The 21141-nt window shown below is 57.0% G+C and carries 19 protein-coding genes; 14 read left to right on the forward strand and 5 right to left on the reverse strand.

What is annotated here, in order from left to right; genetic code table 11:
- Positions 1-12: 12 nt before the first annotated feature.
- Positions 13-2613 (forward strand): LuxR C-terminal-related transcriptional regulator, encoded by a 2601-nt coding sequence (locus RUH64_RS04835; RefSeq protein WP_313811730.1) that lies wholly within the window; start codon positions 13-15, stop codon positions 2611-2613.
- A 96-nt stretch (positions 2614-2709) separates the two neighbouring features.
- Here RUH64_RS04835 and RUH64_RS04840 read toward each other — a convergent pair whose 3' ends face one another.
- Both RUH64_RS04840 and RUH64_RS04845 read right to left on the reverse strand, forming a co-directional pair.
- A complete protein-coding gene (locus RUH64_RS04840; RefSeq protein ID WP_313811731.1) occupies positions 2710-3153 on the reverse strand; it encodes a DUF6325 family protein in 444 nt (147 codons plus the stop codon).
- A 26-nt stretch (positions 3154-3179) separates the two neighbouring features.
- The gene (locus RUH64_RS04845) at positions 3180-3566 is read right to left on the reverse strand and encodes an SHOCT domain-containing protein (protein WP_313811733.1); all 387 of its coding nucleotides are present in this window, start codon (positions 3564-3566) and stop codon (positions 3180-3182) included.
- Positions 3567-3865: 299 nt separating this feature from the next.
- Between RUH64_RS04845 and RUH64_RS04850 the strand changes: the two genes are divergently transcribed.
- From RUH64_RS04850 to RUH64_RS04865, 4 genes are all read left to right on the forward strand, one after another.
- Positions 3866-4318 (forward strand): DUF6325 family protein, encoded by a 453-nt coding sequence (locus RUH64_RS04850; RefSeq protein ID WP_313811734.1) that lies wholly within the window; start codon positions 3866-3868, stop codon positions 4316-4318.
- 2 nt (positions 4319-4320) lie between these two features.
- Positions 4321-4665 carry an SHOCT domain-containing protein gene (locus RUH64_RS04855; RefSeq protein WP_313811736.1) on the forward strand — a complete coding sequence of 115 codons (345 nt, stop codon included), beginning with the start codon at positions 4321-4323 and terminating at the stop codon, positions 4663-4665.
- A 269-nt stretch (positions 4666-4934) separates the two neighbouring features.
- Positions 4935-6311, forward strand: coding sequence for a hypothetical protein (locus tag RUH64_RS04860; protein WP_313811738.1), 1377 nt, complete (start codon positions 4935-4937; stop codon positions 6309-6311).
- 262 nt (positions 6312-6573) lie between these two features.
- Complete coding sequence (locus tag RUH64_RS04865) at positions 6574-7869, forward strand: DUF1254 domain-containing protein (RefSeq protein WP_313811740.1); 1296 nt, start codon at positions 6574-6576, stop codon at positions 7867-7869.
- A 172-nt stretch (positions 7870-8041) separates the two neighbouring features.
- On the opposite strand, the gene RUH64_RS04870 is transcribed toward RUH64_RS04865, so the two are convergent.
- The 3 genes from RUH64_RS04870 to RUH64_RS04880 all read right to left on the reverse strand — a co-directional run bounded on the left by RUH64_RS04870 (position 8042) and on the right by RUH64_RS04880 (position 11306).
- Entirely contained in the window at positions 8042-8800 is a 759-nt protein-coding gene (locus tag RUH64_RS04870; RefSeq protein ID WP_313811741.1) for a mechanosensitive ion channel domain-containing protein, read from the reverse strand.
- Between the two features lie 124 nt (positions 8801-8924).
- The gene (locus RUH64_RS04875) at positions 8925-9599 is read right to left on the reverse strand and encodes a GAP family protein (protein ID WP_313811742.1); all 675 of its coding nucleotides are present in this window, start codon (positions 9597-9599) and stop codon (positions 8925-8927) included.
- Positions 9600-11306, reverse strand: a complete 1707-nt coding sequence (locus RUH64_RS04880; RefSeq protein WP_313811744.1) for a SulP family inorganic anion transporter — start codon at positions 11304-11306, stop codon at positions 9600-9602.
- A gap of 121 nt (positions 11307-11427) precedes the next feature.
- Between RUH64_RS04880 and RUH64_RS04885 the strand changes: the two genes are divergently transcribed.
- From RUH64_RS04885 to miaB, 9 genes are all read left to right on the forward strand, one after another.
- A complete protein-coding gene (locus RUH64_RS04885; protein WP_313811745.1) occupies positions 11428-12087 on the forward strand; it encodes a hypothetical protein in 660 nt (219 codons plus the stop codon).
- 140 nt (positions 12088-12227) lie between these two features.
- Positions 12228-15272 (forward strand): DNA translocase FtsK, encoded by a 3045-nt coding sequence (locus tag RUH64_RS04890; protein ID WP_313811747.1) that lies wholly within the window; start codon positions 12228-12230, stop codon positions 15270-15272.
- A 5-nt stretch (positions 15273-15277) separates the two neighbouring features.
- On the forward strand, positions 15278-15889 hold the full coding sequence (pgsA, locus tag RUH64_RS04895; protein ID WP_313811748.1) for a CDP-diacylglycerol--glycerol-3-phosphate 3-phosphatidyltransferase: 612 nt from the start codon (positions 15278-15280) through the stop codon (positions 15887-15889).
- A gap of 96 nt (positions 15890-15985) precedes the next feature.
- Complete coding sequence (locus RUH64_RS04900; RefSeq protein ID WP_313811749.1) at positions 15986-16465, forward strand: CinA family protein; 480 nt, start codon at positions 15986-15988, stop codon at positions 16463-16465.
- Positions 16466-16663: 198 nt separating this feature from the next.
- Positions 16664-17077 carry a helix-turn-helix transcriptional regulator gene (locus RUH64_RS04905; protein WP_313811750.1) on the forward strand — a complete coding sequence of 138 codons (414 nt, stop codon included), beginning with the start codon at positions 16664-16666 and terminating at the stop codon, positions 17075-17077.
- 106 nt (positions 17078-17183) lie between these two features.
- Entirely contained in the window at positions 17184-17408 is a 225-nt protein-coding gene (locus RUH64_RS04910) for a DUF3046 domain-containing protein (protein ID WP_313811751.1), read from the forward strand.
- A 230-nt stretch (positions 17409-17638) separates the two neighbouring features.
- Positions 17639-18691 (forward strand): recombinase RecA, encoded by a 1053-nt coding sequence (gene recA, locus RUH64_RS04915; RefSeq protein ID WP_313811753.1) that lies wholly within the window; start codon positions 17639-17641, stop codon positions 18689-18691.
- 59 nt (positions 18692-18750) lie between these two features.
- Positions 18751-19548, forward strand: coding sequence for a regulatory protein RecX (locus RUH64_RS04920; RefSeq protein ID WP_313811755.1), 798 nt, complete (start codon positions 18751-18753; stop codon positions 19546-19548).
- Between the two features lie 60 nt (positions 19549-19608).
- On the forward strand, positions 19609-21141 hold the full coding sequence (gene miaB, locus RUH64_RS04925) for a tRNA (N6-isopentenyl adenosine(37)-C2)-methylthiotransferase MiaB (protein WP_313811757.1): 1533 nt from the start codon (positions 19609-19611) through the stop codon (positions 21139-21141).

A 21141-nucleotide genomic window follows, 5' to 3' on the forward strand; every position in this document is an offset into this window, starting at 1 on the left:
AAGACTCTTCGCATGACGAGTAGCAAGGAAGAACCGATGCATTCGTTAAGTGATGATTTTTTGAACCCGACGAGGGAACCAGGAACGCGTACAGCCAAGTCCGAATATTTGTTGCCGGAAATTGAAGAACGCGTATTTAGAAGGCCACGAGTCAACGACGAACTTGAAGCTTCGATCACAGGCAACCGAATTACTGTGGTTGCGGCTCCCAGCGGTTTCGGTAAAACGGTCGCAGTTTCCGCATATCTAGATTTGGCGAAGGCCGAGGTTCTATGGGTAACAATTCCGGAGAGCGGCCAAGGGCAAACCGGACTGATTGATGATCTACGATGCACAATAACTGATCTCAGCAATTCCTTGAATGCCCCGCGACAATTGAGCGCAGTTAAGGATCTCGATGGAATCAATACGAATCGAGTTTCTACGAAGCGAAAGCTCAACGACGTACCGATAATAGTCGTAGACGACTTTCATCTTGCGTCGAGCACACTTCGAGATGATTTGTTGAATCTGCTGACAAGCTCATCAATTCCATCAGTGAAGCTCGTCATTATTGGGCATTCGCAAATCCTCGGAAGCCTTTCGAAGGTCATTGCACGTCATCCAGAGGCATTGATCACGGGCAACGAACTTGCCTTTGACACTTCAGAACTGAGCATATTATGCCGTTCGGAGTTCACGTCGCTTGACCCTCATAAACTGATGCAAGACACTGGTGGTTTGCCCATAGCGGTGAACTTGTTTCTCAAACTCAAGCGCGGAAACATCCACTCAGACTCCAAAATTCAAGACATCCTTTCGGGATATGTGCGGGAACATGTTTTAGGTGCATTGCCTCGTGAACAATCAATGATGCTGCAGGTATTGAGCGTTAGCGATCAGTTCAGTTCCCAATTTGCGGTCGAAGTTGTTGGACGGCAAGAAGCGGAATTGTGGCTCGAAAAGTTCGTTTCACTTGGATTCATGACTCGTCATTATTCTGTGGGTGGTGAGCTTTATGCAGTTCAGCCTGTTGTCCGCAAGCAATGCCTTAAGGTGCTCTCGGGCGCTCAGCCGGAATTGTTAAAGAACGTTCATAAACAGGCAGCGCGCTTCCTGGAAGTCGGCAGTCCGCTCGTTGCGATGAACCATTACCGCAGCGCGGGAAAGATTGACGAAGCCGTTGAGATACTGAAAAAACGTTGGGTACGCCTTCTATTAGAGGACCGATATCCAGAAGTTACCCGTTGGTGCTCCAGCCTTGAAGAACGGCTCTCAGATGATCCTTCCGTACTCTTAATTTCAGCGTGTGCCGAGGAACTAATGGGCCACAGAAACGTCGCACGTGCAAGATTCGAACGTGCTCAGGCTCAGATCTGCTCTGGTCAGGGAGACAGAACTTCTCAGGCCATTCTGAAACTAGCCCGGCTCTTCCTCGTCGATGAACAAGATGAAGCATTGGCGGCAAGTGATGCTGTTCGACAATTGATGGGTAGCAATGATCCTGTTGTCGCTCACGATTATGCCGCCCTGCAAATGCTCGTAGGCTGGGCGGAGCTACGAATAGGTAAGCACTTGGACCTGTCCCAAGAACTGCTTTTCGCTGCCACCAGTGAAGCTGAAGCACGCGGTGAAATTCTTCTTGAACAGCGAGGAAAGCACCATCAAACTGCGGCTCTTGTGCTTGCCGGCAAACATCAACAGGCGAAGAAGCTTGTTGATGAATGTCGCAGCCAACCAGGGGCACGGTCATGCCCTGAGTCCAGTATTTGGGCCGGCGGCGCACAGATTTCTCAAGGCATCATGTCATTCTGGGAGGCAGATTTTTTCCAGGCTAACCTTGAGCTGAGCGATCTTTTTGCATCGGATATTCCAGCGTCGCCTTTTGGTGCAATAGCTAGATTTTATGCGGCTGTAAACGCTGCATTTAGTATGGATCCGGTAATGCGCAGAAGGGCTGCCGCAGGATTGCAAGCAATTCCGCGGGCCAGTCTTTATGGGCAGGACTGGTCGGTATATAGAGATACTGCCTTGGCATTATTGGAAGAAGCCGCAGGCAACCGTTCAAAGGCCCTGGCAATAGTAGGTCGCTACAGCGGAATGCGCGGAGTACCGCTCATCGGCGTTTCTCTTGCATCGATCCTGCGTAGAAATGGGGATCTCACCGGTGCGTTGCAGATGTTGGCAATGCACCAACAAAATCCTGATTGCTCGTATCTTCGTGTTTCCACCCTGCTCACGGCCGCTTTGGTTTACAAGAATAAAGGGGACGCCGAGGCAGCACATGAATATTGTGAGTCGGCGTTGGAAATTGGCAGCCTAGAACGGATTAAGCTGCCCTTCTGCGATGGCGATTTGGCTGTTCGAATATTGTTGGCCGAGCATCTACTGCGACCTACGAAATATGAATCCTTCGTCACCGAGTGTTTAACGTATTCACAAGGTTCAGGTTTGCTCGATTGCCTTTCATCGAGGGAGACTGACGTGTTCAGATTGTTGCAGACGACTAGGACTGTAAAAGAAATTGCTGACCAACTCGATGTTTCGGTGAACACGGTCAAGACTCATCAGAGGTCCATTTATCGTAAACTTGGCGTGCAGAATCGTCGAGAGGCACAAAAGGTCGTTGCTTAGCTGCGTCCTTAAAAGGAGAATCCACTGGACCCCAATACGTTGGGAGCCAGTGGATTTTGTCTTGTGCCAGTATTACATCTGAGCGATCCGCTGCCGTCAGGAAAATGATTCCTTGGACACCAGTTCCAGAACTGCTTCCGCAATTTCATTGGGAATCGTGGTTATCGGAATTAGGGTTGCGCCGGCTCGCTGATACTGGGATTTGGGGAACGACCATGTATGTTCAACTAACACAACAGCCCAACCTCCGACGCCAACTTTGTCCAGAACATATTGGAAGTCCTGCTCGGCAATGAGTCCGGGCAGCTTCAGAGTTATCCCAGCTAAGGCGAACTCGTCTTCATCCACATCACTCCATGACATAGATTGCGTTTCGGTGAGTGTTGCAATGGCAAAGTCCAATACTCGAATTCCTCCAGCTTGGACCAATTCGCTGAGCCTGTGGAGGAGGACCGGGTCTGGGTAGTTTCCATGCAACGGCGCTGTGACGATCTCCAGCGTTCCGAAGCGACTGGACGATTGATTGGGCACGTAGATCACTGGCCTTAGAGAAGTGCGAGCTTTGGCTAGGACAAAGCACGAGTCTTGATGGTGTTGAACTCTTCGTTGGTGATGATTCCGCTCTGAAGCAACTGAGATGCTTTCTCGATTTCAGTACTTGGCGAAGATCCTGCAACTGAACGGATGTAGGCATCCGATGTCTGCTTCTGTTCTTCAACGTTTTTAACACTGCGCTCGGCCATACCTTGGCCACGGGCGATGAGGTAGACCACGGCAGTGATGAATGGGACGAAGATAAGGCAGACTACCCAAATGGCCTTAGCCCAACCTGACAAGCCCCTGTCGCGGAAAACATCCATAAGAATCCCGATCATAGTCACCAAATAGGCAACGAAAATGAAGGTGAAGAAGAACCACCAGATAATGTCCCAGAATGATGACCAGAATTCCATGGTCGTACCTTTCGCCTATGTTCGCTCCTCCGATGGAACGCTAAAATGATGCAATCACGGACCTTGCCACCGTATCCAAGTAACTCATCTTCAATGGGCGATATAAATTGTGGAACCAACTTCACTAGCATTTTTGACTTCAAAAATGAGCCGCTCAACTCCATCGGAGTTTCGACGTATCACCCACTGAGGATGAGCTATAAGCCGTGAACTACACATTTCAGTAAATGTATAAAAGAGAGTCACCGCCGTGAGGCCCTCGGTTTGGTGAGCCCGATATGCGAGAAAGGAAAGAAAGCATGTCTGATTTACGGTTCGGACCAGTTGAGCTATACCTCATCGGTTTCCAGAGTGATACTCCGGACGCTAATACGTTGGAGTCGATTGCTCGACTTTTTGAGTCCGGCATTCTTCGTTTGCTGGACTTAGCCTTGATTTCCAAGGACGAGAACGACAACGTTGAAATTGTTGAGATTGAAGGCGGGTACGAGTCCCTCGGTTTGAGCATCGAGTCGGCGGAGCTAACCAGCGGTCTCATCTCTGATGAGGATTTGCAGGAGCTTGCAGCTTCCATGCCTAGCGGCACTTCGGCGCTGGCCGCTGCCGTAGAGCTCGCATTCGCGCGAGATCTAGTAACGCAGCTCGCAAACTCAGGTGGAGAGGTATTGCGAACCGAACGCATTCCGGCGCCAGTGATCAACGCAATTATCGATCTCAGCGAAGAACTTTCAGACATTGAAGGAGGACAGTAAAAATGCCATTTCGTAGAATGGGACGACCTGGTCTGATTGGGACTGCAGCACGAACCGCTGTCATCGCCGGCACCGCTCAGGCAGTCGGAGGTCGTGTAGCGGCAAACCAGCAGCGCAAAGCACAGGCACAAGTTGAGCAGGAGCAGTACGCTGCGGCGCAGGAGCAGGCACGAATTGACGCCAGCGCGCAGGCAGCAGTAGCGGCACAGGCGCAGCCTGCAGCGGTCGCACCCGCTGCTTCCGAGGACAACTTGCTGGAGCAGCTTCAGCAGCTGGCGACAATGAAGGCCAGCGGAATCCTCACCGACCAAGAATTCGCAGAAGCGAAGGCGAAGCTCCTGAGCTAGTCCAGGGCCGTGAACGGGTAAACCATCAGAGAGCATGAAAGGACCAGCAGCCTGTCGCTCTGAGCAACCCGAACACACTTTGAATTGAAGATCCGGTCAAATAATTTCGATTATTTGACCGGATCTTCTCTATTTCCAACCAAGGGTTCAAGAAAAATACAGAGCAATTTGGCTTCGTTGGATCTGGACTACCAAAAAGATTCGGTGGCGCTCATCCTCAGTAGGTGATCTGTGAGTTTATGCCTGCCGAATGATGCCACGATGTAGATATGAAAACCGATGATGAATTACAGACACTGCGTGCTCGTGTCGAGGAGCTCGAACGAGAAAACGCAGCACTAAATACAAAATCTGCACCGGGTAAAGGTAGGCGCTGGCGTGCAGTAGTTTCGGCGTTATTAATCGCAATTGCCGTGCTCGTGGCACCCATTGCTGTCATTGGTACTTGGACGCATTCGCAATTGGCGGATACAGACAAATTTGTTGCGACTGTGGCACCGCTGACGAAGGATCCCGCAGTTCAGGCCTACATAACAGATGAAGTCGTTGCAGCCATCAATGACAAAGTCGATATTGATGCCTTGGTCTCTGACGCATTTGATGGCATCGCTACCTTGGATCTACCTCCGAAGGCGGCCGCTGCACTAGGTCTCTTGGAAGCACCGGCAGCGAACGGCGCACACAACATGATTAATACGGCCGTTTCCAAGGTCGTTGCGTCGCCTCAGTTTTCCACGGTGATCGAGGAAGCCCTGCGTCAGACGCATTCAAGGGCAATTGCGATTATTCAGCAACAGCCGGGTACCGCAGTCACGCTTTCCGAAGACGGAACCGTCTCATTGCAGCTTGGAGTTGTCGTTGAACGAGTTAAGGCTCAGCTGCAAGCTCAGGGCTTTGGATTTGCAGATGCTATTCCAGCTATTGACAAGTCAATTCCACTGGCCACGGATTCGTCCCTGGCCAGCGTTCGAGCAATCTACAATATCTCCGTCGTCGGCGGATACTGGCTTCCGTGGGTTGTGTTGGTGCTCGCCGGTGTAGGCATTGCGCTGGCGCGACGCCGTCTGCGTGCCCTGTCGGTGACTGGATTGGCCTTAGGCATCGCATTTGCCGCAACGTGGATGGGCGTTTTTATTGGTCGAACCTTGTTCGTCGGAACGATAGCCCCGGTGATCATGCCGAGAGATGTTGCGTTGGCGATCTACTCGCAGCTGACGGCCGCTGTGGTTTCTGCACTAGTCGCGTTGGTAGTTCTCGCGCTGGGAATCGCGTTGGGCGGTTGGTTCGCCAGCGGCGCACAGTCAGCCATGTCCACGCGCGGTGTTCTGAACCGAGGATTCTCTAGCGTACGTGTTCGGGCGGCACGTGGTGGAATTTCCACCGGTGCATTTGGGCGTGGAATTGAAAAATTCAGGCTAACGATCCTCGTCCTTGCAGCAGTTGGCGCGGTAATCGTCATCTTCCTGAATCGACCTGCCACCTTCTCGCTGGTACTTGGCTCGATCATCACGTTCCTGGTCATAGCAATCTTGGTCGAGCTGCTGCGACACCCGGCGGAACTTGATGAGATTCAGAGTCAGAAGTCGGATTCGAACCTGAACTTAGATATTGCTTCCGGCGACGATGACGAATCTGTAAAACAGTAATGCTAATTGTGGCAACCTTTTAGGTTCCCGCTCGTAGTAGTTCCAGTGGATCTCAACAGGGCTGCTGGAAAGTTGGAACGCGTTTTGAACTCCGAATAGTCGATTCATAACCGCGAAAGGGATGTTCCCGGCCTACACGTCGGGGACGTCCCTTTACATGTTTCGTGATTCTGAACATTCGATGAATAGAGAAGCTCCGCAGATTCTACAGACGTAAAGTCATACTAAATCCACTATCCGAAAAGGTGGAAAACATTGCCCAGTGCCTTTGAAAAAGCGTCGTATCCAAGCCAAAGGGCGAATCCGCATTCGAACCGTCATACATAAACTCGCTCGCGCAGTTTGCCTATGTTTGGGGATATCCCATGGTGAATATGATGAATCGACGCACACGGCTTGGCGCCGCTCCAGAACCGGGGCGCCTTGGAGGTATTCTTCGGAGGTATTCTTCGGAGGTATTCTTCCGGCTTCGCCGATTGGCCAAATTGCCATGCTGAATGACTACATCGAACCCGCAGAACCATTTATCGCCTGCCCGAACCAAGATGTTGCGTACGGTCTTGGGTTCTTTTCGCTCGACGAGCAACCTGTCGTTGTCCAGTTCCCCGACTTCGGCGATCGCTTCTATGTCTATGCTTTCTGTGATGCTCGTACTGATCAGTTCGGTCATCTGGGGTCGTTGTATGGCAGCAAGCCAGGCCACTACTTGCTTGTCGGGCCAAATTGGAGCGGAGATGTACCGGAAGGCATCGTAGATGTTTTCCGGAGCCCTACGGACCTGGCAAATGCCATTCCCCGGATTTTCATGGACGATACCAACGAAGATCGCGCTGCACTCCAACCGCTGGTGAATCAAGTATTGGTGTACCCGTTGGATGAATATACCGGTCAGATGCGAATGAAGGACTGGGCGAATGTTCCTTCCTTTGAAGCGGGGGACTCTGCCGGCGGTGGCGAGACGAAGTGGGTTCGACCCGAAACCTTCTTTGAGCAACTGGGCGAGGTCCTTGCGACAGTCTCTCCTTTACCAGGAGAAGAAGCCATCTATGCACAATTCTCAGCATTGCGAGCAGCCGGGGAACGCGATCCGCAGATCCGGGAGTTAATCGAGGCGGCGTTCCTTGCCGCAGACGAATCTTTTGTGCAGCGGGCCATGAAGTGGGAGTACAACGGCAAAGATGCCGGAAACGGCTGGAACCGTTCCGTCAATAATTCACAGCGGGGGATCGATTTCCAAAATCGTGCCGCGACTTCACGCTCGAATATGTTCGAAAATCTCCCCAATGAAACACTGTATTTTTACACCGACTATGATTCTCGGAGAACTCGCCTGACGGGTGTCGAGTCGTACGAGGTGACCTTTGCCGCCGGTCAGCTACCGCCGGTCGACGGCTTTTGGTCACTGACCATGTACGACGACGACCACTTCTTCTACCCAAATGAGCTTGGTCGGTACTCATTGGGCACGAAGAAGAAGAGTCTCAAGTACTCGGAAGACGGATCCTTGACGATCTATGTTGGCCACGTTTCTCCCGGACCGGTGCTCGAAAGCAATTAGCTTCCTGCTCCAGACACCACCTTCTCCCTGTACTTGCGAGCCTATGGAGGGCAAACGGGCATTACCGAAGGCACTTGGGTGCCACCGGTCGTGAAACGCCGTTAACGGGCGCACATTTAAATTGATGGGGCGGAGCACTTCGTAAAGTGCTCCGCCCCATCTTTCGTGCTTGCTATAACGAATCCGGAGGAATCAAAGGTGGTGGGCCCGGGTTGGCGGTAATGGTGGCCCGTAGCTCCATGTCTTCTAGCGCCTTGGCCAATTCTTTGATGACTTTGGAAGTAATGGCCGGACCCGACAAAGGATCATGCCAGTACTGTACGCGCAGCGTACAGCGATCCACCCCGAAGGACTGCAATAGCGCTTTTGTCGGCTTGTAGCTGGAATCAACACCGGGGGTACGGGCCGATACCTCGCAAACCAACTTCTGCAAGTCATCCAGCGACTGTACGTCGGGACAGTACGCCCGCACCTGGACCTCGCTACGACGCAGCCCCTGCTTTGAATGATTGATCAGTACGTTGTTGAGTATCGATGCGTTGGGAGTATGAATTGTTCGCCCATCGACCGTCACCATCACCACCGAGCGTCCGTTCAGCTCGGTCACGGTGCCGCTGAGCGGTTCATCGGGGCCCTCGACCTGAATTTCATCTCCAACTCGAACCGGTTGACGCGATTGAATGAGCATTCCGGCGGTGAAGTTCTCGGCAAAGCCCTTGACGATCAAGACGATGACTGCGCCGATGATGATTACGATGGCCAGCAGCGGCTGAATGTTCGCTCCGAGGAAGGCAAGTGCAATGCCTATGCCAAGGAGGATCAATACATACTGAATGATTCTGGCTGTTAGGTAAGCAACTGCATCCGTGATCCCCGGAGTACGTTTAAGCAGCTTCAGGGATCCTCTGCGAGCGTACCGTCCGAGGATCATGCAACCGATGATGGCAAGAATCGCAAACAAGAAATCTAGCCACGTAGTTGCCGGGGGGATGTATTGCGACGGGTCGAATGATTCGATGCCCGTCGCACTTTGCTCTTCCGCAAGGATAGAAATGCTAGAAGCTTCCAATGCCTTTACCTAACGCGCTTACCGCCAGCACTAGCAGCAGGACGCTCATGATCGTTGGTGTCTCTTTTTCCAGCCATACCTGCAGGTGCTGCAAGGGCTCGCGAAGCCGTTCCTTGGCAACAAGGTAGCCTACTACGGGAATCATCACCGTAGAACCGGCCAAGACCGTGAAGACTACGATCAGCAGGATGATTGAGGCAGTGCCTTCATCGCTGTCACCGAGAATCATACCGGCAGATGCACCCATGATGAGATTCTTCGGGTTCACCGCTGCCAGCAACAGCGCCAAGCCAAGGGCCTTGCCGAATTGCATGCTGTCGATTGCCTGCATCCATTTTGGCTGCTTCCGTTCCCCCGCTTCAGGATTGCGGCTGCGCCATTGTTTAGCCGCGAGCAAGAACAACCCTCCAGCCAAGACGATTGAGATGATTCCGCGAATGGGCTGCGACTGATCTGCTCCATCCTCTTCGGGCAAGATAGAAGACAGTAAGGTGAAGACGGTCACGCTGATGATGATTCCGCCGAGCCAGCCAATGAGGAATCCCACTGCGCTTGAACTTGCTCTGGGGGAAATCAGCAGGAGAACTGCGGCAATGATCGGCAGTGGACTAACCGCGATGCCGAGAGCTAGGGGGAGCAGCTCCCCGAGGGCTTGACCCATTTACTTGCCGTCCTTTACTTCAGAACCGTTAGAAGCGTCATGAGTTTGCAGAGAGGTCAGCGCCAATAGCGCTTCACGGTTGGTAGGGAAGAGCTTCTCATCTTCCAAGATACCCAGATGCTTGAGGCGAGGCACGAGCTCATCCCGCACGCGGCTGAAGTACAGCGAAATATTCCGGTGTTCCAGCCAGTCGTCGAGAGACTCGAAGGATTCGGCCGCCGTGACGTCGGCATCGTTGACCGCTTCAAAGTCGATCACCAGATGACGGACTGGCGGATTGTCTTGCGATTGGTTTGACTCGATTTTCTCGATGGCGGATTTGACGTATTCGTTGAACACATTTCCGTTGGCAAAGAACAGCGGCGCCGCCGGGCGTACCACGACGATCCCCGGTGCAGTTGCGGTGCCTTCGGCAACCCCGTAGAGCAGCGATTCGTTGGGATCGCTGGTCGCGCCCAATACGTCGATGGCGGGATTCGATGCACGCTTTGCCATGTTGATCAGTGCAAGGACGAAAGCGACGAGGATTCCTGCAATAGAGCCGATCAGCAGCGTCACGAGGAAGCAGGCAGCACCAACAGCGAACTCGAATCGATCGAGTTTCCACAGCTGCTTGAATTCCGCAATGCCCAGCAACGGCAGCACGGCAACGCCAACAATGGCACCGATGGCTGGCGAGGGGATGTCTTTGAGCAGCGCGGTGCCGAACATGAGCAGCAGCAGAGTTCCGGCCGCCAGCACGATCGAAGGCAGCTGGGTCCTGGAACCGGCCTGATCCATGGCGGCGGTGCGAGAAGTGGATGAACCTACGGAGAAGCTGCCGCTGGCACCTGCAGCAATGTTTGAAACGCCGAAGGCAAGGAGGTCCCGGTTCGGGACGGTGGTGTAGCCGCGCTTCTCACCGTAGGACCGTGAGACGAGCAGCCCTTCGGCGGTGGTCACCAAGGTCAACGCCAGTGCCGAAGGGATCAGCAACAGCCAATCGATCCACGGAATAACCGGCCAGGTAAGTACCGGTGGGCCGGCCGGAACGTCTCCAAGAATGTCGACGCCAGCCTGGTCTGCGTGGGTCGCTACGGTGGCGATGGTGGCGGCGACCAAGACAATCAACGCCCAGGGGACCGCGCCGGCGAACTTCTTACCCAACATAAGCACCACGACCGATACGGCCGCGATGAGCAGTGACCAGACGTTCAGCGTGCCGAAGTCGGCGATGATCGTCGAGACCTTCTCGACAAATTCCGAGCCCGGCTCTAAGTGGATGCCGAGCATCTTTGCGGTCTGCGAGGCCAGGATGTCCAGTGCTAGGCCGCCCACGAATCCCACGAGAATCGGCTTGGAGAGAAAGTTGGCCAAGAATCCTAATTTGAACCATGCCATGGCTATTAGGAAGATGCCGCAAAGTATTGCTTGGGCCAGTGCGAGGGTCATATAGCTCTGACTGCCGGCGACCGCTAGACCGCCCAGCGACGAGGCAACCAGTGCGGCGGCCGCCGCATCGGGCGAAGCCACAACCTGTCGTGAAGACACGATCAGTGCGTAGAGCAGCGTCGGTACCACGAGGGCATAAAGGCCGGCGGTGGCCGGCAGTCCAGCGATCTGCGCATAACCGATATTGAGCGGTACCGCGATCGCAATGAGTGTAATGCCAGCGATGAATTCTTTGCCGGCGTTCTTTGCCGTCAGTCCAGCTAGTGGTTTTTGCACAGCAACCTCCCAAATTAGTCGAAATCAGGTTTTCATGTACCGCCACCTCGGGGCGGGGCAGCTCATCCATATCGGGTGATAGTTCGACTCCTGCATGGTGCTGATCTCTCATGATGTCGCTATGAATGCTCAAGCCAAAGTGCCACGCCAAGACAACAGCCTAGAACCGAAACCGTCGCGAAGCATCGACCGAATCTCCGAGGTGCTCACGATTGTCCTCTTGGCGGTCATGGCTGTGCTGACCGCCTGGTGTGGATTTCAAGCGTCGAAATGGGGAGGCGAAATGTCCATCGCGTTCAGTAACGCTTCCAGTGCCAGGGCGCAGTCGAACAACGCGGAAGGCACGGCCCGCGACGCCCGGCTGTATGACATGTCGATGTATACCCAATGGGTCCTTGCCGAAGAAGAAGGCAATGAGAAATTGCGCAAATTCGTTGAAGAGCGCTTCACACCGGAAATGAGCGTCGCGTTCGAACAGTGGGAAGCCGAGGGCCGTGAACAGCGAGGTCCCTTGTCCATGGACTCCTATGTACCGCCGGGCACCGAGGAAGCCTCCGAGCTCAGCGCCGAAGCGGCAGAACACTACCAGCGTGCCCTGGACTACAACCAGAAGGGCGACGACTATTCGCTGCTGACCGTCATCTTCGCCCTGGTGCTTTTTTTGACGGCGATTTCGCAGCGGATGATCTACTCCGTGGCCCGGCTGGGCCTGCTGGCCGTGGCCACCGTCGTGGCGGTGGGCACCATTGTCGTTCTGGTGACATTCCCCGTGCTGATCTAGCCTGATCGGGAAGGATTCCGCCGCGGTCGAACCCCCCGGGGCAATGCAGCTCGGCAGGGGTGATGTTTCTCCATCTCTTCCCGGGGCCGTCTCCCGTGTAAATTCGGTGGGTTCCCAGCGCCGGGCGCTACCCTTTAAGCATGGCCCCACGTACCCAGTCTCAGGGGGCGAAGAAGCCGACGACGCGAAAACCCAAGGCGTCTGGCAGCTCGTCCTCCAAGAAACCCGTCGAGAATCCGGAACATGAACTCGCCCTGCCGCTGCGCGCAATTCGCAGCGTCTGGATGGGCATCGCCCGGATCGTCGGCGGTGCATTCCGCCGCATCGGCGGCTCCGTCAAACCAGACTTCGAGCTGCGGCGCGACGGCACCGGACTGTTCCTGACGCTGATCGCGCTGATCGTCGCCGTCGTTGAGTGGTGGGGTCTGCGCGATGCCGGTTGGTTCGGTCATGCCGTGCATGCTGTGGTCGGCGGAACGCTCGGCTTCATGGCGGTGCTGCTGCCGGTGATCCTCTTCATCGGCGCCTCGCGGCTGTTCCGCCACCCTGAGGCTGAAACCGAGAACAACCGGATCGGCATCGGGCTGCTGATCATGACCCTTTCGGGCTCTTCGATCGCCTCCCTAGCCCACGGGTCTCCTGCGGTCTCGGCAGACTTTGAGGTGCTCTGGCAGGCCGGCGGCATGGTCGGCTCAATCCTCGGCACGCCGCTGGGACTGCTGATTTCGGTGCCGGCCGCCATGGCGGTGTTCATCTTCCTGGAGTTCATGTCGGTGCTCATCATCACCGCGACTCCGATCACCCAGATTCCTTCCCGGATCCGCGCGGGCTACAACCGCCTGCTCGGCCAGGACCCCGAGGCCCCGCGCCAGTCACGTGCCGCCGGCGAGGAGCCGGGGCTCGACGCGCAGGCCGAAGCCCACGACCAGTCATACCTGTACCCGCAGGATCAGCAGGCTCCGGCGCCGAAAAAGAAGAAGCCCGGCTTCTTCGAGCGCCGTGCCGCCGCTGCACGCAAGGTCACCGAAGTCTACGACGTGGACGACCACGATGGATCCTCGCGCACCGGCGACGTCGCCTACGACAAGGCGGTGGTCGACGAGAACGGCGATGACTTCAACGAGGCGGCCACTACCTCGCTGCCAACCCTTGACCGCTTCCGCAAGAAGAACAAGCGCAACGAGGTGTTCGACGCGGACTCCGCGGCCACCCAGGCCCTGTCCCGCGAGCAGCTTCAGGCGGCGCACACCGAGAATCCGACGGTGGCCCACGCCGTCGTCGAACCGGAGGTGCAGCCAGCCGAGCAGGAAGCCGCCCCCGAGCCGGCGATCCCGCCAGGGGTGAAGCGCCCGACCAAGGCCGAATCCGAGATGGCGCAGATCATGGAGAGCATCGGGCTGAAGTCCGAGCCTGAGGCCGCTACCGACGCGATCAGCCAGGTGTCTTCGCGCGCCGCCGGCCTGCCCGCCACACCGCAGCCGCCGATCCCCGCACGCACCGAACAGCTGCAGCTCTCCGGAGACGTCAGCTACACGCTGCCTTCGGATGACTACCTGCCGCCGGGTCCGCCGGCCAAGGAAGCCAGCGAGGCAAACCAGGTGGTGGTCGACGCGCTGACCAACACCCTTGAACAGTTCAAGGTGGAGGCCCAGGTCACCGGGTTCTCCCGCGGCCCGACGGTGACCCGCTACGAGATTGAGCTGTCGCCGGGCACCAAGGTGGAAAAGGTCACCGCGCTGGCCAAGAACATCTCCTACGCCGTGGCCTCCTCGGATGTGCGCATCCTGTCGCCGATCCCCGGCAAGTCTGCCATCGGCATCGAGATCCCGAACACGGATAAGGAAGTCGTCGCGTTGGGCGACGTGTTGCGCAGCGCCAACGCCCGCAAGTCCGAGCACCCGATGATCATGGGCGTGGGCAAGGACGTGGAGGGCGGCTTCGTCGTCGCCAACCTCGCAAAGATGCCGCACCTGCTCGTGGCAGGCGCCACCGGCGCGGGCAAGTCCTCCTTCGTGAACTCGATGATCACCTCCATCCTGATGCGCTCCACCCCGGACCAAGTGCGCATGGTCATGGTGGACCCCAAGCGCGTGGAGCTCACCGCCTATGAGGGCGTGCCGCACCTGATCACCCCGATCATCACCAACCCCAAGAAGGCCGCCGAAGCGCTGCAGTGGGTGGTGCGTGAAATGGACACCCGCTACGACGACCTGGCGAACTTCGGCTACAAGCACATCGACGACTTCAACAAGGCGGTCAAGGCCGGCAAGGTGCACCCTCCCGAGGGGTCCAAGCGCGTGCTCAAGCCCTACCCGTACCTGCTGGTGATCGTGGACGAGCTCGCCGACTTGATGATGGTCGCCCCGCGCGACGTGGAAGATTCCATCGTGCGCATCACCCAGCTGGCCCGTGCCGCAGGCATCCACCTGGTGCTGGCCACCCAGCGCCCGTCCGTGGACGTGGTCACCGGCCTGATCAAGGCCAACGTGCCATCGCGCATGGCCTTCGCCACCTCCTCGGTGACCGACTCCCGTGTGGTCCTGGACCAGCCGGGCGCTGAAAAGTTGCTGGGTCAGGGCGACGCCCTGTTCCTGCCGATGGGCACTTCCAAGCCGATGCGCGTGCAGGGCGCCTGGGTCACCGAGTCGGAGATCCACCGCGTGGTGGAGCACGTCAAGGCCCAGCTGAAGCCCGAATACCGCGACGACGTCATGCCGACGGTGGAAAAGAAGAAGATCGACGAGGACATCGGAGACGACCTGGATCTGCTGCTGCAGGCCACCGAATTGGTGGTTACCAGCCAGTTCGGTTCCACCTCGATGCTGCAGCGCAAGCTGCGCGTGGGCTTCGCCAAGGCCGGCCGCCTGATGGACCTGATGGAGTCGCGCGGCGTGGTGGGACCCTCCGAGGGCTCCAAGGCCCGCGATGTACTGGTCAAGCCGGACGACCTGCCGATGGTGCTGGCGGCGATGCGCGGCGACGATCCGGGCACCGCGCAGGCCTCCGCCGCCGAACAGGCGCTGGTCGACGAGGCGAACGTCAACCACGCCGACCCAGTGGCAGAATATGCTGAAGACCTAGTGGCCAAGGATCTGGATGACCGGCCGCAGGCCGTTGACTACTTCGACGGCGCCGACGACGAGGATTCTGGCGAAGACGCCTGGAATCTGACAGGGAGAAACTAAAGCCGATGACCGAGCAAGCAGGCCAGGGCGGGCAGCCGCCGGTTCCGACGCTGAACATCGCCAATGTGCTGACCACCATCCGCATCATCATGGTGCCGTTCTTCATCTGGGCCCTGCTGGCGGATAATTCGCAGCAGGGCACCTGGCGCTGGGTGGCGCTGGTCATCTTCGTGCTGGCGATGTACACCGACAAGCTCGACGGAGATCTGGCGCGCAGCCGCGGACTGATCACCAACTTCGGCAAGATCGCGGATCCGATCGCCGACAAGCTGCTCACCGGTTCCGCGCTGGTCTGCCTGTCGATCATCCACGAGCTTCCGTGGTGGGTGACGCTGGTGATCCTGGTGCGCGAATGGGGCATCACCCTATTGCGCTTCGTCGTCATCAAGTACGGCGTGATCGCCGCGAATATGGGCGGCAAGATCAAGACCGTGTTGCAGGCGGTGTCCATCGGCCTGTACCTGCTGCCGCTGACCCATACGGTCGACTGGCTGAATACCTTCGCCTGGTGGCTGATGCTGTTGACCATGGCGGTCACCGTGGTCACCGGTATTGAATACATCTTCAAGGCAGCGGCGCTCTACGGCGCACATCGAAAGAACCAGAGCCAGAACTAGGAGTCGCAGCACTCCAACGCTGAAGTACTGTGCGCATCGAGCAATTCTCGGTGCGCACCGTGCATATCCACCTTTATCGATCACGAAGGATGAACCATGAGGCACCAGGCACCGGCGGCCATCGCCGCCGCAAAGGACAAGGGGCTGCAATTGGCGACGGCTGAATCCCTGACGGCGGGGATGATCGCAGCGACCCTCGCGGAAGTGCCCGGTGCTTCTGCTGTGCTCCGTGGGGGAGTCGTCAGTTATTCGAGCGACGTCAAGGCCGAGGTGCTCGGGGTAGATGCAGCGTTGCTTCTGAGCAACGGTTCGGTGGACCCTGAGGTTGCGCGGCAGATGGCCGTCGGCGCGCAGCGCGTGTGCGGGGCCGATGCGGCGGTGTCGGCAACGGGAGTAGCAGGGCCCGAGGCGCACGACGGCAAATCGGTGGGTACAGTATTTATCGGCTGGGCCATTGGCGATGAATCCGGGGCCAAGGAACACCATTTTGTCGGTGATCGTGCACAGATTCGAGAACAAAGCACAAATGCGGCAATTAGTCAGCTGACTGCCATTTTGAGTAAAGCTTCTTCATAGGAAAGTTAGAAATACTATTTTTCCCGATAATTTGCGCAATGAATCGGCGATATGTGGCGTGAGTCGCATTTTTATGATTAGGGTGAAGTTACGGGAACAAATTCGAACAACTCTCCGTTGTACGATGTGAAGGGCCGCAAGGATGGCCCCCGTATTGAATACATCTTCGAGAAGGACCTAGGAGCAAAGGCTAAATTTATGGTCAAGCAACCCGTCACTGTCAATGGTGTTGTCCGTTGGCGCGATATGGGAGAAGCCCATATGGTCCAGCCCGAGAAGGAGGAGCACAAAATGGTAGTACTCCGTCACGAAATCGGCGACGTCCTGCGTGATGTCCGCCAGCGCCAGGGTCGCACCCTCCGCGAGGTTTCCCACAGCGCCCGAGTCTCACTTGGATATCTTTCCGAGGTTGAGCGCGGACAGAAGGAAGCCTCCTCGGAACTGCTCTCCTCGATCTGCTCGGCATTGGAGATTCCACTTTCACTGATGCTTCGCGAAGTTTCCGAGCGAGTGGCACTGGCCGAGGGCATCGCAATCCCAGATACCGTTCCAATGGATATGGCCAATGAATTTGCTGCCACCCGCAACGACAAGCCGTTGGCTTCGGTCTAGAACATATAGAACTCACCGGGACTCCTGATGCTTACGCAGGAATCTCGAGGGCGAGGGTCCACGCACTGTGCGTGGGCCCTCGCTGTAATTATGGAAGAATGCACCAGTGCGACTTAGTGACTTTTGGCGAAACCTTGAACATGAATTCGGCCCACGGTACTCCCATGTATTGGCCGACTCCCTCTCTTTGACAGAGCTGGGAAGCCTGACGGCGAATGAGGCCCTCAACAAGGGGATTAAGCCTAAGCAGGTATGGGAGGCGCTATGCCGGGCGCAGGATGTACCGCCCGAACGGTGGCTCGGCGTAGATATCGAGCCCAAGCAGACCTAGCCCGGCGAGTTTCGAGAATTCGAAACACTCGCGTTGATTTTCGAATATCTATTCGGATAGGGTTATCCTAGTAGCGGGACGATGGGATCGTTCGCACAACATGAACTTGGAGTTTGTCCACACTTTCGGGTCCTGAAACCCCAAAGTGTCGGTAGGCGCTCATACTGTCTAATGCAGGACAAACAAACGTGAGCAGGCCGTTGGATGGCTTGCAGGAGCAAAGGTGAATCATGGCAGCAAATAATGATCGGGAAAAGGCGCTTGAGTCTGTCCTAGGCCAGATCGACAAGGCTTTCGGCAAGGGCTCGGTCATGCGCCTGGGTGAGGAAACCCGCGCACCTATTGAAGTGATTCCAACTGGCTCCGTCGCATTGGACGTCGCTCTGGGAATTGGCGGCCTTCCACGTGGCCGTGTCGTGGAGATCTATGGACCAGAATCCTCGGGTAAGACCACCGTTGCCCTGCATGCAGTAGCAAGTGCGCAGCGCGCCGGCGGCATTGCCGCCTTCATCGACGCCGAGCACGCATTGGATCCCGAATACGCTAAGAAGCTTGGGGTCGACACCGATGCCCTGCTGGTTTCTCAGCCGGATACCGGTGAACAGGCCCTTGAGATCATGGATATGCTTGTTGGCTCGGGTGCATTGGACATCATCGTCATCGACTCCGTGGCGGCACTGGTGCCACGCGCCGAAATCGAAGGCGAAATGGGCGACAGTCACGTGGGCCTGCAGGCACGCCTGATGTCGCAGGCACTGCGTAAGATCACCGGTCGTCTTTCGGCCTCGAAGACCACTGCAATCTTCATTAACCAGCTGCGTGAAAAGATCGGCGTTTTCTTCGGCAGCCCAGAAACCACTACCGGTGGTAAAGCGCTGAAGTTCTACGCTTCGGTACGCATCGACATCCGTCGTATCGAAACGCTGAAGGAAGGTACCAACCCAGTTGGCAACCGGACCCGTGCCAAGATCGTGAAGAACAAGATGGCTCCTCCCTTCAAGCAGGCAGAGTTCGACATCCTCTACGGCCACGGCATCTCCCGTGAGGGTTCGCTGATTGACATGGGTGTTGAGCACAACCTGGTGAAGAAGTCAGGTGCATGGTTCACCTATGACGGAGACCAGCTGGGTCAGGGCAAGGAAAACGCCCGTCGTTTCCTTCGCGACAACCCGGATCTGGCCAACGAGCTTGAGCGTCAGATCCTGCAGAAGCTCGGTGTGTTGCCGGCTGAAGAAGTTGAAGAAGACGAGACAGAACTGCGAGTCGTCGAGGGCGATAAGTAGTGGCCTCAGGCTTCAAGAAACGTAGCGTCCGTTCCGGAAGAAATTCCGGGTCGGACGCTATGTCCGTTTCCAGTGAGTTTCAGGGCAGCTATGACGACATGCCCGACTGGGCCAAGCCTGGACCCGATGAACCAGCGCAGCCGGAACCAACGGTGCCGCCGCAGCCATTTTTGGATCCTGAACGCGGCAGGGTAATCGCCAGCCTCCCTGCAGAGCCGGAAAAGAAACCCGAGAGCATTGACGAGCTGCGTGCTGCCATGCAGCAGATCATCGAGGCTCCGACGGCTCCCAGGCCGACAAAGAAGGAACGCAAGGAAGCCCGTGCAGCAGCCAGGGCAGCGCAGGACAGCGGCGATCCTGAGGCCCTGAGCGATGATCAATGGCGGGAAAAAGCTCGGGGTATCCTGCTGCGCCAGCTCACCGCGAGCGACAAAACCGCAAAACAGCTCAAAGACAAGCTCCTGGACAAGGACTGTCCGGAACATATCGCCGATGAAGTCATCGACCGCTATGCCGAGATCAACCTCATCGACGACGAACGATTCGCCAAGTCGTGGGTTGCCGCAAGGGCCCGCTCCCGTGGGCTGGCCCGTGGTGCCATCAAACGTGAACTGCGCACCAAGGGTGTGGACGATGACACGGCGGCCGAAGCACTTGAACAGATCGACGACGAGGCCGAGGAACAGCGGGCCCGGGAGCTCGCACGGACCAAGCTGCGCCCGGAGTCCATGGGCGCAGACCGCGACAAGGCGCTGCGCCGCCTGGTGGGGATGCTTGGACGCAAGGGCTATAACGGGGGACTGGCCTATAAGATCGCCCGCGAAGAATGGGACGAACGTTTCGGCCCCAAGTACTAACGCCGTAAGTCTAGGTGCACCTTCGTTTCACCGGCCAGTGAGATTCGGTAACCTTATAAGGTGAGCGAGCAACAACTGATTTCAACCCCTGAGTCCGAAGAACTTCCACGTACCTACGAGGTGCGCACCTTTGGCTGCCAGATGAATGTCCATGACTCCGAGCGGCTCTCGGGCCTGCTGGAAGATGCTGGCCTGGAGAGAAAATCAGAAGACTTGGTCGAGGACGTCGCAGACGTCGTCGTCTTCAACACCTGCGCGGTGCGTGAAAACGCTGACAACAAGCTCTACGGCAACCTCGGTATTCTCAAGGCCATTAAGGCAGAGCGGCCAAATATGCAGATTGCCGTCGGCGGTTGTCTTGCGCAGAAGGACCGCGACACCATCTTGAAGAAGGCTCCCTGGGTGGACGTGGTGTTCGGCACCCACAACATCGGATCCCTTCCGACCCTGCTGGCGCGTTCACGTCACAACAAGAAGGCTGAGCTGGAGATCCTTGAATCTCTGGACGTCTTCCCTTCAACACTGCCAACCCGCCGCGAATCGGTTTACGCCGGATGGGTTTCGATCTCGGTGGGCTGCAACAACACCTGCACCTTCTGCATCGTCCCATCCCTGCGCGGCAAGGAACGAGACCGCTGCCCGGGTGAGATCCTCGCCGAAATTCAGGCCCTCGTCGACGACGGAGCCATTGAGGTCACCCTGCTGGGCCAGAACGTGAACTCCTACGGAGTCGAATTCGGTGACCGCCTCGCCTTCGGCAAGCTGCTGCGTGCCTGCGGAGAGATCGAAGGACTGGAACGAGTGCGCTTCACCAGTCCGCACCCGGCAGCCTTCACCGATGACGTTATCGACGCTATGGCTGAAACCCCCAATGTCATGCCCCAGCTGCACATGCCGCTGCAGTCGGGCTCGGACAAGGTCCTGAAGGAAATGCGCCGTTCCTACCGTTCGAAGAAGTTCTTGGGCATCTTGGACAAGGTCCGTGAACGTATCCCTCACGCAGCGATCACCACCGACATCATCGTCGGTTTCCCTGGCGAAACCGAAGAAGACTTCCAGGCGACCCTCGACGTAGTTGAGGCATCGCGCTTCTCGTCCGCCTTCACCTTCCAGTATTCGCCGCGGCCCGGAACTCCCGCAGCGACGATGGAGCAGCAGCTTCCCAAGGCCGTCGTGCAGGAACGCTACGAGCGTCTGACAGCGCTGCAGGACCGCATGGCCCGCGAAGAAAACGCCAAGCAGCTGGGCCGCACCGTTGAAGTCATGGTCACCGAACAATCGGGCCGCAAGTCGGAGCAGACCCACCGACTGGCAGGGCGCTCCCAGGACCAAAGGCTCGTGCACTTCAGCGTCCCCGAAGGAGCCGAGGCTCCACGACCTGGAGACCTGGTGACAGTGCCGGTCACCGAGGTAGCCTCCTTCCACTTGATTTCCGATCCGAGCCTCGAAGAGTACCAGCTGCGCCGTTCCCGGGCAGGAGACGCCTGGGACCGTGCACAGGCCGAGAGCTGCGGCGTACCTGCCCCAGGAACTCAGGGCAGCGCACCAGGCCGCACCAACCTGGGAATGCCGACCCTGAAGGTGCGCAGCTAA

The sequence above is a fragment of the Glutamicibacter sp. genome, from assembly GCF_032154645.1.
In the GTDB taxonomy this organism is placed as follows: Bacteria; Actinomycetota; Actinomycetes; order Actinomycetales; family Micrococcaceae; genus Glutamicibacter.